Annotated in this window: 14 protein-coding genes; 4 read left to right on the top strand and 10 right to left on the bottom strand. The window is 59.5% G+C overall.

Features of this window, described 5'->3' with window-relative positions; translation table 11 throughout:
- Positions 1-61: 61 nt before the first annotated feature.
- The 4 genes from ACT2B1_RS03130 to ACT2B1_RS03115 form a co-directional block, all read right to left on the bottom strand.
- Positions 62-859 (bottom strand): S49 family peptidase, encoded by a 798-nt coding sequence (locus ACT2B1_RS03130; protein ID WP_171122761.1) that lies wholly within the window; start codon positions 857-859, stop codon positions 62-64.
- Between the two features lie 113 nt (positions 860-972).
- Positions 973-1,734, bottom strand: coding sequence for an ABC transporter permease (locus ACT2B1_RS03125; RefSeq protein ID WP_171124289.1), 762 nt, complete (start codon positions 1,732-1,734; stop codon positions 973-975).
- On the bottom strand, positions 1,731-2,660 hold the full coding sequence (locus ACT2B1_RS03120) for an ABC transporter ATP-binding protein (protein WP_171211708.1): 930 nt from the start codon (positions 2,658-2,660) through the stop codon (positions 1,731-1,733). Before ACT2B1_RS03120 ends, ACT2B1_RS03125 begins: the two co-directional genes overlap by 4 nt.
- A gap of 100 nt (positions 2,661-2,760) precedes the next feature.
- Positions 2,761-4,026, bottom strand: a complete 1,266-nt coding sequence (locus ACT2B1_RS03115) for a TAXI family TRAP transporter solute-binding subunit (protein ID WP_171124285.1) — start codon at positions 4,024-4,026, stop codon at positions 2,761-2,763.
- Positions 4,027-4,149: 123 nt separating this feature from the next.
- Between ACT2B1_RS03115 and ACT2B1_RS03110 the strand changes: the two genes are divergently transcribed.
- Positions 4,150-5,238: a CaiB/BaiF CoA transferase family protein gene (locus ACT2B1_RS03110; protein WP_481668553.1), complete on the top strand. Its 1,089-nt coding sequence runs from the start codon at positions 4,150-4,152 to the stop codon at positions 5,236-5,238.
- Positions 5,239-5,320: 82 nt separating this feature from the next.
- Here ACT2B1_RS03110 and hemE read toward each other — a convergent pair whose 3' ends face one another.
- Positions 5,321-6,355 (bottom strand): uroporphyrinogen decarboxylase, encoded by a 1,035-nt coding sequence (gene hemE, locus ACT2B1_RS03105; protein WP_481668552.1) that lies wholly within the window; start codon positions 6,353-6,355, stop codon positions 5,321-5,323.
- A 106-nt stretch (positions 6,356-6,461) separates the two neighbouring features.
- Between hemE and hemC the strand changes: the two genes are divergently transcribed.
- Complete coding sequence (gene hemC, locus ACT2B1_RS03100) at positions 6,462-7,421, top strand: hydroxymethylbilane synthase (protein ID WP_481668551.1); 960 nt, start codon at positions 6,462-6,464, stop codon at positions 7,419-7,421.
- A gap of 232 nt (positions 7,422-7,653) precedes the next feature.
- Here the strand turns inward: hemC and ACT2B1_RS03095 are convergent, their stop codons facing one another.
- Genes ACT2B1_RS03095 through ACT2B1_RS03075 form a run of 5 tightly spaced genes read right to left on the bottom strand, consistent with a single transcriptional unit; the run spans position 7,654 to position 14,140 of the window.
- On the bottom strand, positions 7,654-8,931 hold the full coding sequence (locus ACT2B1_RS03095) for an aspartate aminotransferase family protein (RefSeq protein ID WP_171239948.1): 1,278 nt from the start codon (positions 8,929-8,931) through the stop codon (positions 7,654-7,656).
- A gap of 1 nt (position 8,932) precedes the next feature.
- On the bottom strand, positions 8,933-10,036 hold the full coding sequence (locus tag ACT2B1_RS03090) for a mandelate racemase/muconate lactonizing enzyme family protein (RefSeq protein ID WP_481668550.1): 1,104 nt from the start codon (positions 10,034-10,036) through the stop codon (positions 8,933-8,935).
- Complete coding sequence (locus tag ACT2B1_RS03085; protein ID WP_171239950.1) at positions 10,033-10,608, bottom strand: dimethylsulfonioproprionate lyase family protein; 576 nt, start codon at positions 10,606-10,608, stop codon at positions 10,033-10,035. Before ACT2B1_RS03085 ends, ACT2B1_RS03090 begins: the two co-directional genes overlap by 4 nt.
- Complete coding sequence (locus ACT2B1_RS03080) at positions 10,605-11,687, bottom strand: alcohol dehydrogenase family protein (RefSeq protein WP_481668549.1); 1,083 nt, start codon at positions 11,685-11,687, stop codon at positions 10,605-10,607. The genes ACT2B1_RS03085 and ACT2B1_RS03080 overlap by 4 nt, the downstream gene beginning before the upstream one ends.
- Entirely contained in the window at positions 11,684-14,140 is a 2,457-nt protein-coding gene (locus ACT2B1_RS03075) for an FAD-dependent oxidoreductase (RefSeq protein WP_481668548.1), read from the bottom strand. Before ACT2B1_RS03075 ends, ACT2B1_RS03080 begins: the two co-directional genes overlap by 4 nt.
- A gap of 68 nt (positions 14,141-14,208) precedes the next feature.
- Between ACT2B1_RS03075 and ACT2B1_RS03070 the strand changes: the two genes are divergently transcribed.
- Positions 14,209-15,096 carry a MurR/RpiR family transcriptional regulator gene (locus tag ACT2B1_RS03070; RefSeq protein ID WP_481668547.1) on the top strand — a complete coding sequence of 296 codons (888 nt, stop codon included), beginning with the start codon at positions 14,209-14,211 and terminating at the stop codon, positions 15,094-15,096.
- The gene (locus tag ACT2B1_RS03065) at positions 15,093-16,181 is read left to right on the top strand and encodes an aromatic ring-hydroxylating oxygenase subunit alpha (protein ID WP_481668546.1); all 1,089 of its coding nucleotides are present in this window, start codon (positions 15,093-15,095) and stop codon (positions 16,179-16,181) included. Before ACT2B1_RS03070 ends, ACT2B1_RS03065 begins: the two co-directional genes overlap by 4 nt.
- Positions 16,182-16,190: the final 9 nt, after the last annotated feature.

The following is a 16,190-nucleotide window of genomic DNA, read 5'->3' as shown; positions in this document are numbered from 1 at the left end:
CCCGAACATGGCTAGGACACCCATAGCAATCAGAAAAAGGGTTACGATCTTGATAATCACGTTACAAACCGAAACGCGCGTAGGCCGCGCGCTCCTCAAGGCCGGCAATCGCATCCTGGGCCAGTGACGCCCCGAACCGAGACCACAGCGGTTTGCGAAGGCCGTATCGACGGAACTTTACCTTGTCGCCGAAACGCTCCTGCATCTTTGGCTTAAGATGGGCGATACCGTCGATCAGCCCCAATTCCCGCGCGCGCCGGGCTAACCAGACCTCGCCGGTGAACAGGTCCTCGTTCTCATCCAACTTTGCGCCCCGGCGGTTTTTTACATGGGTGATGAAATTGTCGTGAATATCGGCCAGCAATCTTTCGAGCCGCGCGACATCCTCTTTCTTTTCCGGAGAGAACGGGTCCAGCATGGACTTTGACTGCCCGGCCGTGTGGACACGACGTTCAATTCCCTGACGTTTCAGCAACACATGCGCCCCGAACCCGGACGAGATCACCCCGATCGAGCCAAGAACCGAACTGTCGTCTGCATAGATTTCATCGGCTGCCGCTGCCAGCCAGTACCCGCCCGAGGCTGCAACATCCTCGACAAATGCAATGACCGGCACATTCAGTTCGTCAGACAGCCGCCGTATGCGGGCGCCAATCAACGAGCTTTGAACCGGTGACCCTCCGGGCGAGTTAATTTCAAGCGCCACCGCAGAGGGTTTTCCCTTGCGAAAGGCTTTCTCAAGTACCGGGGCAAGCGAAGTATCAGACATCGACGCACGTCCGGCCATTCCGATGGCACCGGACAATCGCACGACAGCGACGCTGGGTTGTTTTTTGAGAAACGGCAGGCTGAGTTTCATGGATGCCGATGTAGAGTGCAGCCAACCGGTAAACAAGGGACCGCTGGGGCCTAAAACGCGACGTGAACCAGATTCACACACATGACGGGCAAAAATGCAACGCCACGGATCGCCTAGCTGCGAATGCGCCAGCCTGTTTTGAAAATCCACCCGATGATGCCCAGACAGATGCCGGTGAACACCAAAATTGCCAAAAGGCTGAACCCAATGGGAACATCGGCAAGCCCATAGAAGGACCAGCGGAACCCGGAAATCAGATAAACCACCGGGTTGAACAGGGTGATTGTCTGCCACACTGGAGGCAGCATCGAAATCGAATAGAACGTACCACCCAGAAAGATAAGAGGCGTCACCACCAATTGTGGGACCAGTGACATCTGTTCAAAATTGCTGGCCCAGATGCCTATTATGAACCCCAGCAGCGAAAAGCTGAGACAGGTCAGAACCAGAAACCACACCATCGCAAAAGGGTGTTCGATCCTTAGATCCACAAAGAACGTGGCGGTAATCAGGATCACCACCCCCACGAACAGTGCCTTTGTCGCGGCGGCTCCGACGTAGCCGATCACAATCTCGATAAAGTTCACGGGGGCGGATAGCAGTTCGTATATCGTGCCTAGAAACTTGGGAAAATAAATCCCAAAGGACGCGTTCGAGATCGACAGCATCACTACCGACAGCATGATAAGCCCCGGTACGATGAACGCACCATAAGATACGCCCTCGATCTCTTGGATACGGCTGCCGATTGCGGTGCCAAAAACCACGAAATACAACGAAGTCGACAGGACCGGAGACAGAAAGCTCTGCGCCAGTGTTCGAAAGAACCGGGCCATTTCGAACCGGTAAATGGCGGCGACGGCGGACCAGTTCATGCGGGGGCTCCGGACACTAGATTAACAAAAATTTCCTCAAGGCTCGACTGACGGGTCTGTACATCGCGCAACACCAACCCCGCCTGGGCCACGTCATTCAGCAAGGTGGTGATGCCTGTCCGGTCGGCGTGGATATCATAAGTATAGATCAGCACATCACCGTTTCCGTTCAAAGTCAGGTTGTGCTCGGCCAGGGCTTTGGGAATGGATTGAATGGGTTCTGTCAGCATGACCTCGATCTGCTTCTTGCCCATCTGGGCCATAAGCGTGTTCTTGTCCTGAACCAGCAGCAATTCACCCTTGTCGATGACCCCCACGCGGTCAGCGATGGCCTCGGCTTCTTCAATGTAATGCGTGGTCAGAATGATGGTGACGCCTGCCTGTTTCAGCTCGGCCACGATCTCCCACATGTCTTTGCGCAGCTCAACATCAACACCGGCTGTGGGCTCGTCCAGAAACAACACCCGCGGTTCATGCGCCAGTGCCTTGGCGATCAGAACGCGGCGCTTCATGCCGCCTGACAATTCCTTGATCGCGTTCTTGCGCTTGTCCCACAAGGACAGCTTGCGCAGGATTTCCTCGATCCGAGAATTGTCAGCACCATACCCGAACAACCCGCGCGAAAACCGCACCGTATTCCAAACTTTCTCGAATGGCTCCAACGCAATCTCTTGCGGAACCAGCCCAATCATTCGACGGGCGGCCCGAAAATCGGTCTGGATATCATGCCCGCCTACCGTCACCGACCCGGAAGTCGGGGTCGTGATCCCGCAAACGGTTGAAATCAGGGTCGTCTTGCCCGCTCCGTTTGGCCCCAGCAGCGCAAGAATCTCACCTTCTTCAATATCCAATGAGACGCCCTTCAGCGCCTCGAAACCGTCGGCATAGGATTTGCGCAAGTCCCTGATGGACAGAATTGGTGTCATTCACTTTCCCCGTTCTGGCGGGGACATTACCCCGGCGAACCGACACAGAACAGGCCCATTCCGCACAGGGTCCTGCGCATTTTTGTACGCGCCAACAGCCTCAAGCGGGTCCGGCATTGCGCAATTCGGCTATTCGCTTCTGGATCAACTCAACGTGCAACCGAGCGTCGTATTGCCCCTGCCGATAAGCAGCCGGCAACCGCAGCGCAGCCAGACGCTCATCCAGTTCACTCAAATGCGCCTGCATCATGTCCAACTCGGCGTCGCTTGGGTCATTGGCCAATTCCAGCTCGATATCGCGGATTTCGGGGTAATGTTGCCAAACACGCCAGCGCATCGCGTAGGCATAGGCAAAGGGCAGCAGCCGCATCAACGGAACCACGATAAAAAAGAACGGCAACAACAGCAGCAAAACCCGGTTGATCTGCGCGGCAATCCAATAAGGCAGCCAGTTATGCCAGGTGGACGGGCCATCAAGGATCAATTGGCGCGCGGTATTGCTGACATTCAGGCCGGTGCCGTCAATGTTCGGGAAAACGCCCGGGTCCGAGATAATGCCCCTTGCCTGGTGCAACTCGATCGCTGCCATCGTCAGACGGTTGACCAAAGCCGGATGCAGATCGGGTCGCACGACCAACCGTGCCTCGATCGCGACCAACTCAACAGCGCGTGGCGGCAGCACAGGGTCCAAAGACATTCCCCCGGCCGGCACCGATACCACCGTCGCATAGGTCAGGCGTCTGGAAATTGCCTGTACATGGGCCAGGTCCAACACCCGCAGCCCCGGAGATTCATAGGCCGCCTTGAGATAGGGCGCTTCTATCGGGGCCACATAGACTGCGATATCCAGTTCACCCGCAAGCAGGGCAGCCGCAGCTTCGGCATAAGGTATTGAGAAATGTTCGTTTGCGTCCTCGGCCAGCCCCACGGCCCGTTCAAGATCACGAAACGCCGCCGCCGTTCCTGACCCTGGTGCGCCACTGTTGATCCGCAAACCGGACCAAAGGGCAGGATTGCGCGGGATGGCCGCGTCTTTGTTCACCAGAAAAACAACAGGCTCAAAGAATACGGCACCGACAGCTTCGGCTCTGTTTGGGTCAACCTTGATTCCACCTTGCAGAAAAGCGGCATCCACCTCGCCATTATTCAGCAGATCAGCATTCTCTACCGATCCGGCCGTTTCGAGTATTTCAAGCCGGATGCCATCCCGCGCCAATATGTCTGCATAGTCCTGCGCTACGGTTTCATAGGCCCCACCCGCGGGACCCGCAGCCAATACGATGGTTCCAGGGGGATGCAGGCGCGACAGAACACCGGCGAGAACCGCCAGCGCAAGAACGCTCCCGAAAAGGATCCACAACCGCATCCGAGCCTCTCTCCAATCCCCGCTGGAAACGCTAGTGGTCACGTAACCATCTTGCAAGCCATCAGAATCCGGCCTTGCAATTCCCGCAAAGCCTCGAAACCCTGCCTGAAAAGGAGGGCCACAATGCTGAACGGAATCCGGATCATCGAAGTCGAGGGCTTGGGCCCCGGCCCGTTCGCGGCCATGATGCTGGCCGACCTGGGCGCAGATGTCATAACCATCCATCGCAAGGGCCAGCCCACCACCCCCGGAATACCTGAGAGTTCCGTGCTGGATCGCGGCAAGCGGTCCATAGACCTGAACCTCAAGGATGACGCCGATCTTGAGATCGCCTTGCGCCTGATTTCGTCAGCCGACGCACTGATCGAAGGCTTCCGCCCCGGCGTGATGGAAAAACTCGGCCTCGGACCCGAAACCTGCCACTCCCTCAACCCCAAACTGGTCTATGGCCGCATGACGGGCTGGGGGCAGGACAGCCCCCTTTCGGACAGGGCGGGCCACGACCTGAACTATATCGCGATGTCCGGCGCGCTCTGGTACGCCTCGGCAGCAGGGCAACCCCCACAGACACCGGCAACATTGGTGGGCGATATCGGGGGCGGCGCGATGTACCTTGTCGCAGGCATAATGGCTGGCCTGATCAATGCACAGCGCACAGGTCAGGGTACCGTCGTCGATGCCGCCATCTATGACGGCTCGGCGCATATGATGAACCTGCTCATGAGCATGCGTCAAACCGGCAACCTGTCGGAAACACGCGGCCATAGCCTGCTGGACGGCCCCCACTGGAGCCGCACCTATAGTTGCGCCGACGGAGGGTTCATTACGGTGCAATGCCTCGAGCCAAAATTCTACGCTGAGTTCCTCAATAAATTGGGCCTGTCACAGGATCCTGACTTCACTAAACAATACGACCCAAAACTGTGGCCACTGCTCACCGCGCGCCTATCCGAAATCTTCTCTCGACACCCCCGCGATCATTGGGCGATGCTTTTCTACGACACCGACGCCTGCGTCGCCCCCGCGCTTAGCCCCGAACAGGCACATTCCCATCCCATGAACAACGCGCGCCAGACATGGCAGAACATCGACGGAACCCTCCAGGCCGCCGCCGCGCCGCGCTTTTCAAACCACGCATGGCAACCTAAGCCCAGCCCATTGCGCGGCGAACACCGTTCGGAAATTCTGGACGAACTCAACCCAAAGCGCTGATCCGCCCCTTCACCTGGCTATAAATATCCCGGGGGATGAATTGGCCGCAGGCCAAGAAGGGGGCTGGCCCCCTTCAACCAGCTTACCGCGATCGCACAGTGTCAATCATCAATTGCACGTTCTCGGGGTCGGCATCCGGCGTGATCCCATGCCCAAGGTTGAAAATATGCGGTCCCTTTGAAAACGCCTCAACGATCTTGCGCGTTTCATCCACCAAAGCCTGCCCACCCGTCACCATATGGGACGAGGCCAGATTGCCTTGAACACAGCCATCCACCTGCACGTGGGCCGCCGCCCAATCCGACGCGACCGAGTTATCCAGCGCCACACAATCCACTCCGGTCGCCTTCGCAAACCCGACATAGCCGTCACCGGCCTCACGCGGGAAACCGATCACCGGAATGCCGGGATGGCGCGCCTTGATGGCCTGAGTGATGACCCGGCACGGCTCAACGGCGTATTTCTGGAACGCGTCCCCCTTCAACGACCCGGCCCAGCTGTCAAAGATCTTGACCACCTCGGCCCCTGCCTCGATCTGGGCCGAGAGGTATTCGATCGTCGCCAGCGTGATCCGCTCCAGCAACGCCTCGAACAATGCCACATTCCCTTCGCGCAGCGCATGGGCCGGGCCCTGATCCGGCGTGCCGCGCCCGGCGATCATATAGGTCGCCACCGTCCAGGGCGCGCCTGCAAACCCGATCAACGTTGTCTCGGACGGCAATTCCCGCGACAGGATACGCACGGTCTCATAGACTGGAGACAAAGTCTCGTAAATCGCATCCATGGGCTTCAAAGCGTCAAACTCGGCCTGCTGGGTGATGGTCGACAGGCGCGGTCCCTCGCCGGTCACGAACCACAAATCCGCGCCCAGCGCCTGCGGTACCAGCAGGATATCGGCAAACAAGATCGCCGCATCGAACCCATAGCGGCGAATTGGTTGCAACGTTACCTCGGCCGCCAGTTCGGGGTTATAACACAGCGACAGGAAATCCCCTGCCTGCGCCCGTGTCGCGCGGTATTCAGGCAGGTAGCGCCCGGCCTGACGCATCATCCAGATCGGCGGCACATCCTGCACCTCACCCGCCAGCGCCCGCAGCAGTTTCTTTGTTTCGGCCATGTCTGCCCCCAATCATCAGGTTTGCGCCACGGGTCGGCCCTCAGTGGCAATTTGTCAAGCTCTGCCCCCATTGTCAGGGCAATGTGACGCGACTAAAGCTGTGCGCATGACACTGACCCTGCCCTCCCCCGACTCGCCGCTCAAGATCGGTACCCGAGGATCACCTCTGGCGCTGGCACAAGCCTATGAGACACGGCAGCGACTGGGCGCGGCTTTCGACTTGCCGGATGAAGCGTTCGAGGTCGTGGTCATCAAGACCACTGGTGACAACCGCGCCATGATCGACGCGGACCGCCCGTTGAAAGAGATCGGCAACAAGGGCCTCTTCACCAAGGAAATCGAAGAGGCGATGCTGCGCGGCGATATCGACATCGCTGTCCATTCCACCAAGGATATGCCCGTCGAACAGCCCGCCGGGCTGGTGCTGGAGACGTTCCTGCCGCGCGAGGATGTGCGCGATGCGTTCATTTCCCCACAATTCGCCTCAATCCACGACCTGCCGCTGGGTGCCACCGTCGGCACCTCATCCCTGCGCCGAAGGGCGCAGTTGCTGAACCGCCGCCCCGACCTGAACGTGGTTGAATTTCGCGGCAACGTTCAGACCCGCCTCAAGAAACTGGCCGATGGCGTGGCGGATTGCACCTTTCTGGCCATGGCCGGTATCCGCCGCCTGAAAATGGACGGCGTCCCTGCCACCGCCATTGCGCCCGAGGACATGCTGCCTGCCATTGCGCAGGGCACTATCGGTATCGAACGCCGCAGCGACAATTCCCGCGCAGCTTGTATGCTCGAAGCCATCCACCACGCCGAAACCGGCCAGCGCCTGGCTGCAGAGCGCACGCTGCTGGCTGCGCTGGACGGTTCGTGCGAGACGCCGATCGCTGGCCTTGCCGAAATACAGGACGGCCACCTGCGCCTGCGAGGTGAGGTTCTGCGCCCGGACGGGTCCGAGGCCATCTCGGAAGACATCACCGGTGCGGTTGCCGATGGGCCCGAGATGGGCCACGCCATGGCGAAAACGCTGCTGCAGAAGGCGGGTTCAGGCTTCTTCGACTGGAGAAGTTGAGAAAAAGTTGCGCAATGTGAACTACTTCACTGCTCGCATTTCCAAACGCTGACAAGATACAGATACACCGATTGAGACGTCGGGCTGCTCTCGAAAAAGTCGAAAGTTTGCAAGTCTGTCCGTATTTTTAAGTGGTATTCGAGGGGGCGAGGTGCAGCCCCGGACATCCAATCAGTCAGGGCCGCTGTCATCAACTGGCAGCGGCCCGTTTCTTTGCCCAGACTAAATCCGTTTAGGCATTGGCAATTATCTGGACCGCTTTTTCAACCGCGTGCTTAGTCTGTTGCAGGTCCGCTTCCGTCACAGCCAAGGAAGGATAAAGCTTGCCCGGCGACTTGAATATCCCGCTCGCCCTTAAGCTGTTGTTGTAAATCACGTTACGATGCGGATCATCATGCTTGGCGCTGCGGTACTCACGGCAATCGTTTTCCGTGAAAAAGATATCGAACAACGTCTCGTCGCCGCAAATCCGAAACGGAATCCCGGCTTTGACCAAGGCAGTACCCTGCATCTGTTGCAACGCTGCACCCGTTGCGCGCAGTTGGTCATAGACGCCGTCGCGCCGAAGAACCTCCATAGTTTTCAGGCCCGCGACCGAGGCCACCGGGTTTCCCGACAAGGTCCCAAGCTGCATCAGCCACCCGTCCTCGCCAACCTGATCCTTGTCGAAATGTTTCATGATCTCGGCGCTTGCACCCAGCGCAGCCAATGGGAACCCTCCGCCGATGATCTTGCCCAGCGTGCAGATATCGGGTGTCACACCGTATTTCTCCTGCGCGCCGCCATAGGCCAGACGGAACCCTGTGACGATCTCGTCAAAGATCAGCAGGACGTTGTGCTTGTCGCACAAGTCGCGCAGCCCTTGCAGGTATCCGGGCAAGGGCGGGATGATCCGCTGCAAAGGTTCGACCATGATCGCAGCGATATCGTCATGCTCATTCAGCAGGGCCGCGACGGCCTCAAGGTCGTTGAACGGCGCAATCAGCATCTGCTCGGCCACCCCCGCAGGTATCCCGGCGCTGTCAGGAACCGCTTGCGGAAAGTTGACCCGACGGCTGGGGGCAAGGCTCATCTGCGCCTCGGCGCTCATGCCATGATAGCCGCCTTCAAATTTCAGAATCTTGTCACGCCCGGTATAGGCGCGGGCCAGACGGATGGCGTACATGTCGGCCTCGCCACCCGAGGCCACAAAACGCACCTGTTCGCAGCACGGCACCGCATCGACAATAGCCTCAGCCAGTTCGATACCCTTGGCGTTATTGGCAAAGAAGGTCATGCCCTTGGGCAGTTGCTCCAGCACTGCCTCCATCACTTCGGGGTGGCCGTGGCCCAGCAGCATCGGGCCGGACCCGATCAGATAGTCGATGTATTCATTGCCGTCCTCATCCCAGACGTGGCTGCCCTCGCCACGTGCGATAATGATGCCGGGGTCGAAATTGCCAAAACCCCCAGCGGGCAAGACCTCATTCGCACGGGCGATCCATTCGGATTGGGTGTTGATCTTGCGCATCTCAGGCAATCTCCAATATCGGGGCGCCAAGGATATCCGGGTCGGGCGTCACGCCCAAACCGTGTCCTTCAGGCGGAGCAATGCGGCCGTCTTTGCGGCTGGGCGCATCGGGGCAAAGGCGTGGCGCCACGTAAGAGGACAGATCACAGGTGTTCATCAGCGATCCCTGCGGGGTCGAGGCCGCGAAATGCAGCGCGGCCGCGGTGACGATATCGGACCCCCATGTGCACTCGGCGCAGATTTCGGCCCCCAGATATACGGTCAGGTCCCGTGCACGGCGCATGGCCGACAGACCTCCGAACTTAGATAGTTTTAACGCCACCGCATCCATGCAGCCAAGTTCATGCGCCCGCAGCAGCGAGGCCAGATCATGTGCGTTCTCGTCGATCTTCATCGGCAGGCCAGTGGCTTGCCGGACGGCAGCACAATCTTTCAGCGTTTTGCAGGGCTGTTCCAGCATCACATCCAGATGCGCCACCGCGCGGCCCGTGCGTGTGGCCTGAAGACGCGATGCGCCGCAGTTCCAGTCGCCATAGACGATAGGGCCCTGCCCCACGGCCTCGCGCACTTTGATCAGGCGTTCAGCGTCGGCCTGCCAATCGGCTTCGACCCCAAGTTTGACCTGAAACTGGCGAATGCCTGTCTGATAGGCGACTTGCGCGATGCGGGCCATCTCATCCGGAGCAACGCAGGTGATCGAGTGATAAAGCGGCATGTCCTTGCGCGTGCGCCCGCCCAACAGCGCATAGACCGGTTGGCCCGTGGCTTGGCCGAACAAATCCCACAGCGCCAGATCGACGGCGGACTTGGCGTAGCGATGACCTGGCAAAAACCCATCAAGCTTGCGCATGGGCGCGTCCGCCCCGAAAGGTGACATCCCGAGGATTTCCGGGGCCATTTCAGTAATCGCGGCGGGAACACCATCGGCATAGGCCGGAAGGTAGTGGGGGATCGGGCAAACCTCACCCCACCCTTGCAGGCCAGTATCTGTGATTAGGCACAGGACATGGGTTTTGACCGTGGCGCAGGTTTTGCCTTCGGCCATGCGGTACGTTTCATGGCTGCTGAGGTCGACAGACCAGAGGATGAGTTTGGTAATCTTCATGCGGCGTCCATCTGGGGCAGATCGTCCAAGCCTTCGCCGCGCCACAACACATAGGTCAGGATCGGGCTGTCGGTGGTGATCATGGCATGGCTCTGCCAACTGGCATGCAAGCGGGTTTGATTGGGGGTTAGGTCGGCCTCATTTCCTTGAACGCGAAACCGCGCGCGGCCAGCGGCGATCAGGTACAGTTCTTCGGCCTTGTGGCTGTGCCAATCATAGTTCAGCCCGTCACCCCAATAGGCCACATAGCCGCGCAGTTGCGCCGAGTAGAAATGGCCCGTTGGACCGAACAGCTCGTAATATCCATAGCGATTCAGGAAATCGGCTCCGACTTCGTCTTCAGTATAGGTCTGTTTCCAGTTGGCCAGATGTGCGGTTGCGCGAATTGCCTCGGTCAGGGCTAGGGTCGGCCCGGCGTCGGGCCGGATTGCCTGCACCAGGGGAACCGCCGGAATCGCGTTTGGCTGCACATCAGCGGCAAACAAGTCATCGGGCCAATCTCCGAACGCAGCCAGATCGGGATGCGTGTAATGCAACCGCCGCGCGGCTTCGAGGACATCATCCATGGTCATGGGATCACCACAATGTTTCCAGTGTGTTGTTTCGCGATGAACGCGGCCTGCGCCTCGCGCAGTTCTTCCAGCGGATAAGTCGCGGCAAGGGCCGGTTTGATCTGACCCGCCTCGATATATTTGACGAGGTTTTGCATCACCTGCGGGTCGATGACGGTCGAGCCGGTGAAGGTCAGGTCGCGCAAATAGAAGGTGCGCAGGTCAAAATCCACCATTGGCCCTGCGATGGCACCGGAACAGGTATAGCGCCCGCCACGTTCAAGGATGTCGATCAGGTTGGACCAATAGGGGCCACCGACCACATCGGCGACCACTGTGATTTTTTCGTCCCCCAGCGCCGCACGCAAGTTATCGGGCGCGCGCGGCAGGATTTTGTCCGGGCCAAGTGCGGCGACGTCGGCGTGTTTCGCCTCGGACGCCAGTGCAATGACCCGCGCGCCGCGACGTTTGGCCAGTTGCACCAATGCGCCTCCGACCCCGCCCGAGGCTCCGGGCACCAGAACGGTGTCATTCTGGCTGACATTGGCGCGGGTCAGCATCCCCTCGGCGGTCGAGTAGGAACAGGAAAACGTCGCCAATTCCGCATCCGACAGGTCGGAGGTAATCGGCACAGCATTCACGGCCAGAGTGGTGGCGTATTCCGCAAACCCTCCGTCCCGTTCCGAGCCGTAGTAGCCGGTTTTGTCCTTGTTTCCGGGATCATCCGGGTCGCGCAACCAGCCATCTGTGATTACACGCTGACCGATGCGGGCCGGGTCGACGCCTTCGCCTACGGCGACGATATGGCCACAGATATCAGCTCCTTGGATGCGTGGGAAGGTGATCGGGTTGCCTCCCCAGGTGGGGTCTTCTTCGCCTACCTCTTCAAACGCGCCTCCGGTGGTCGCGTCAGTGACGGTCTTGGAATACCAGCCCGACCGCGTATTGACGTCCGTGTTGTTCAGACCGCAGGCGGCGACCTTGATCAGCACTTCATTGGCAGCCGGTTCGGGGCGGGGCCAGTTGGGGTGCAACACCATTTGTTCTAATCCGCCATGACCCATCGTGACCATGGCTTTCATTGTATCGGGCAGGGTCATTGCGCGGCCTCCAGTACGGTGTCAGTGCGTGGCAAAAAGCTTTGGGGATCGTAAGCCGGTTCATCCAGCACGCAGGCCACGCGGGGTCGGCCGTGGATCACGACCTGCAAGGCTGTGCCGGGTGTGGCGGCCTCGGGTTTGACGTAAGCGAAGGCGAGGATCTTGCCGACGGTATGCCCATAGGCCACCGATGCGATCGAGCCGACGACGCGGCCATCCAGCATCACCGCCTCACCGCCATGTCCGTCGATCTCACCATCCGGTTCAATCTCCAGATAAGCGCAAACCCACGGCAGGTCGCTGTTCAGGGTCTTGTCTTTGCCCAGATACTCCTTGTCGGTGCGCGCAAAGCGCAGCACATCGGCCTCGGCCAGAGTGACCTCATTGGTCAGCTCGCCTGCGCCTTTGAAGCCCTTCTCCATCCGCATCACATTCATGGCAAAGCTACCATAGTCGGCGATGCCGTGCGGTTCTCCGGCGGCCCAAAGCGCCGAGTAAACGTCCAAACAGGCGGCGTTTGGCATGTGCAACTCCCAGCCCAGTTCCCCGGCATAGGACATGCGGAAAGCCCAGACCTTGTGACCCGCGATGTCGATTTCCTGCGCCGAGAGCCAACGGAACCCGGCATTGGTCAGATCGGCATCGGTGCACCGCGCCAGCACATCCCGCGATCGGGGGCCGTTCAGTGACAAGGCAGACCAGTCAGCGGACAAAGCGTTGATCTGCACATCCTCATCCACACGCTGTTGCGTCATATGGTCCAGCAGGCGTTGTTCGAAGAAGGCCGCGCAGACCAGATAAAAGCGATCCTCGGCCATTCGGACGATGGTTGTCTCCAACTCGATCCGGCCACGGCGGTTCAGCATATGGGTCAGCGTGATCGAGCCGACCTTTTGCGGCATCCGGTTGGCGGTCAGCCGATCCAGCAACGCATAGGCGTCCGGTCCTGAAACCTCGATCTTGGTAAAGGCGGTCACATCCATGATGCCGACGCGTTCGCGCACCGCTTTGACCTCGGCTGCGACCATGTCATCGGCGGGGGTTCGGCGGAAGGAATAGTGGTCACGCTGTTCCACCCCATCCCGCGCGAACCAGCGGGGGCGTTCAAACCCATAGACCTCCTCATGGACCGCGCCCTTGGAGTTCAGCAGATCATACAAAGGCGACGGTTTGATCGGGCGCCCCTGGAGCCGGTTGAAATGCGGAAAAGGGATTTCGTGGCGCAGGCAATAATCTTCCTCGGCCTTGATCACCTGCCAGTCCTTCGTGGCATAGCTGCCGAACCGGCGCGGATCGAACTCGCGCATAGAGATATCGGCGGCCCTATGCACCATCCAGCGCGCCAACTCACGCGTCAGGCCCGGCCCCCAGCCAATGCCGATCTGGGTGCCGCAGCAGCACCAGTAATTCCGCACGCCCGGTGCAGGCCCGATCAAAGGATTGCCATCGGGTGGGTGCGAAATCGCCCCATGCACATCGCGCTGAATGCCCAACTCGGCAAAGATCGGCATCCTGTTCAGGCTTTCCTCAAGCCACGGCATCACCCGGTCGTAATCCGCGTCGAACAGCCAGTTTTCATATTCCCATGGGCAATGATCGTGCCAAACCGAGTTCGGGTTTTCTTTTTCATAAATCCCGATCAGGCCCCGATTTTGCTCCATGCGGATATAGCCCGAGACTTTGCGGTCATCGCGGATAACCGGCAATTCCTTGTCCAGATTCTGGAACTCGGGCACCGGCTCGGTCACGAAGTAATGGTGTGTCATCGAGGTCATCGGCAGTTGCAGCCCGGACCATTCGCCCATCTGACGCGCATAGGTGCCGCCCGCGTTCACCACATGCTCGCAAGTGATGGTGCCCATTTCGGTTTCAACCACCCATTCGCCATTCTCGGCCTGCGTGATGTTGGTGGCGCGACAGTTGCGGAAGATGCGGACGCTCCTTTGGCGCGCGCCCGTGGCCATCGCCATGGTCACATTGGTTGGGTCCACATGGCCGTCATCGGGCGTGTTCAGCGCGCCCAGAACACCGTCCAAGTTATAAAACGGGTGCAGCTCGGCCACCTTCTCAGGGCCAACCAGTTCAATATTGAACCCCAGCGAGCGACCCACCGACAGCGTGTGGCGCAGCCAGTCCATCTCATCCTCGGTATAGGCCAGACGGAACGAGCCGCAGCCATGCCATGTCACCGGCTGGCCGGTCTCGGCTTCCAGAGCACCGGAGTACAAACCGATATTGTAATCCACGCATTTCCCCAAACCAAAGCTTGAGGTCGAATGCGTGATCTGGCCCGCCGCGTGCCATGTGCTGCCGCTGGTCAGTTCGGCCTTTTCCAGCAGGACGGTATCCTCGCCCCAGCCTTCATGCGCCAGATGATAGGCCAGACCGACCCCCATGACGCCGCCTCCAACGATGACCACGCGGGTGTGGGTGGGCAATTTCTTCTCGGACATGACATTTCCTCTTCCCGAGTCGCTTTTCTGCTCGACAGGCTAATTCCACATTTGTACCATCGTCAATCATGAATGACACAAATGTATCATCCACCGTATTGGATCGTCTCAGTGAAGAATGGGACGCCCTGACGCCCGAGGCACAGAAGGCCGCGCGCTATGTGCTGGAAAACCCCACGGATGTCGGGGTTTCGACGGTGCGCGAGATCGCCGAAGCCGCCAAGGTCAAGCCCAACACCTTTGTCCGCATGGCGCGGCAAGTGGGCTTCGAAGGTTATGAGGATTTCCGCGCGCCCTTCCGCGATGCAATTCGGCGCGGTGGTATATCCTTTCCCGATCGCGCCCGCTGGTTGCAGGATATCGGCAAATCGGGTGAACTGGGCGGGCTTTATGCCGATATGGTCGGTGCTGCGATCCGCAATATCGAGGACACCTTTGCCGGGATCGACGCCGCCCGCCTGAAGGCGGCCGCCGAGGATATCTGGAACTGTCGCCAGATCTTTACCCTGGGCGTCGGCGTGAACAACTCGAACGCGCGCAACTTCACCTATCTGGCGTCGACGGGGATGAAGCAGTTCCATGCCATACCGCGGCCCGGATCGACCCCCGTGGACGATCTGGCCTGGGCGGATGAGCAGGACGTGCTGATCGCCATCACCTGCCACCCATACCGGACCGAGGTGATCGACGCGATCAAACTGGCCCGGCAACAGGGTCTGACCGTCATCGGCATCTCGGACAGCCCCGCCAGCCCAGTGATCCTGAACGCGCAGCACGGCTTTGTCGTGGCGGCTGACACGCCGCAATTCTTCCCTTCTTCCGTCTCGACCATCGCTTTGCTGGAAACGCTGCTGTCCTTTGTGGTGGCTGTGTCCAGCGATGAAATCGTCGACAGGGTCGAGAAGTTTCACCAACGCAGGCACCACCTTGGTCTTTACGCAGAGGAGCCCGAATGAACGCCCCCCTGACCCATTCACTGGACGCGCGATACTATACCGACCCTGCGATCTTCGTGCAGGAAATGCAGGGGCTTTTGGCGCGAACCTGGCAATTCGCGGGCCACGTGGCGCAGGTGCGCGAACCCGGCGATTACTTCGCCTTCGAGATTGCGGGCCAGAACCTGTTCTGCATTCGCGGTCGTGACGGTGAAATCCGCACGTTTTACAACGTCTGCCAGCACCGGGCGCATGAGATGGTCAGCGGCGCGGGCAATACCCGCGTTGTCGTCTGCCCCTATCATTCCTGGACCTATGAGCTGTCAGGCCAGTTGCGCGCCGGACCAAACATCAAATCAGTTCCCGGTTTCGACCGCAGCGCCATTTGCCTGACTTCGGTGCGGACCGAGGTGTTCAACGGTTTCATCTTCGTCAACCTCGACGATGACGCCGCGCCCATGGACGACTGGTACCCCGGCGTGCGCGAGGAAATCCGTGCCTTTGTTCCACAGATCGACGATCTGGAACCGCTGGAATGGGTGGAAATCCAAGAAAACTGCAACTGGAAAGTCAGCATCGAGAACTATTCGGAATGCTACCACTGCCCGACCAACCACCCAACCTTTGCCGAAGGCGTCGTCAAGCCCGAGACATATGACATCCAGCCCGATGCGGGCGGCGGCTATGTCCTGCGTCATACGACCGAGTGTCAGAGCCTCGACAAGATGACCTACCCGATCGACATGTCTGTACCGCACGCGGGCGATTATCAATCGTGGTTTCTTTGGCCGATGTTCTCGTTCCAATGCTATCCGGGCAACGTGCTTAACACCTATCATTGGCGCGCACATGACGCCGATCACTGCACCGTCTGGCGCGGCTGGTACACCGAGGGCGGGTCCGAAAGCGCGGTGATCCGGCAACTTGCCGTCCAAGACCGCGAAACCACTGTCGAAGAGGATGTCCGTCTGGTCGAATCCGTTCATCGCGGTCTGAAGTCCCGCGGCTACCGCCCCGGACCATTGGTCTTGGACCCCGGTTGTGGTGTGATGTCAGAACACTCAATTGCTCGGTTGCAGCAATGGATGCGCGAAGCCGTGGACTGAAGACCTGCA

The organism is Ruegeria sp. S263, from assembly GCF_056780525.1.
The sequence above is the reverse complement of the archived record's forward strand: the minus strand, read 5'-3'. Positions and strand labels throughout refer to the sequence as shown.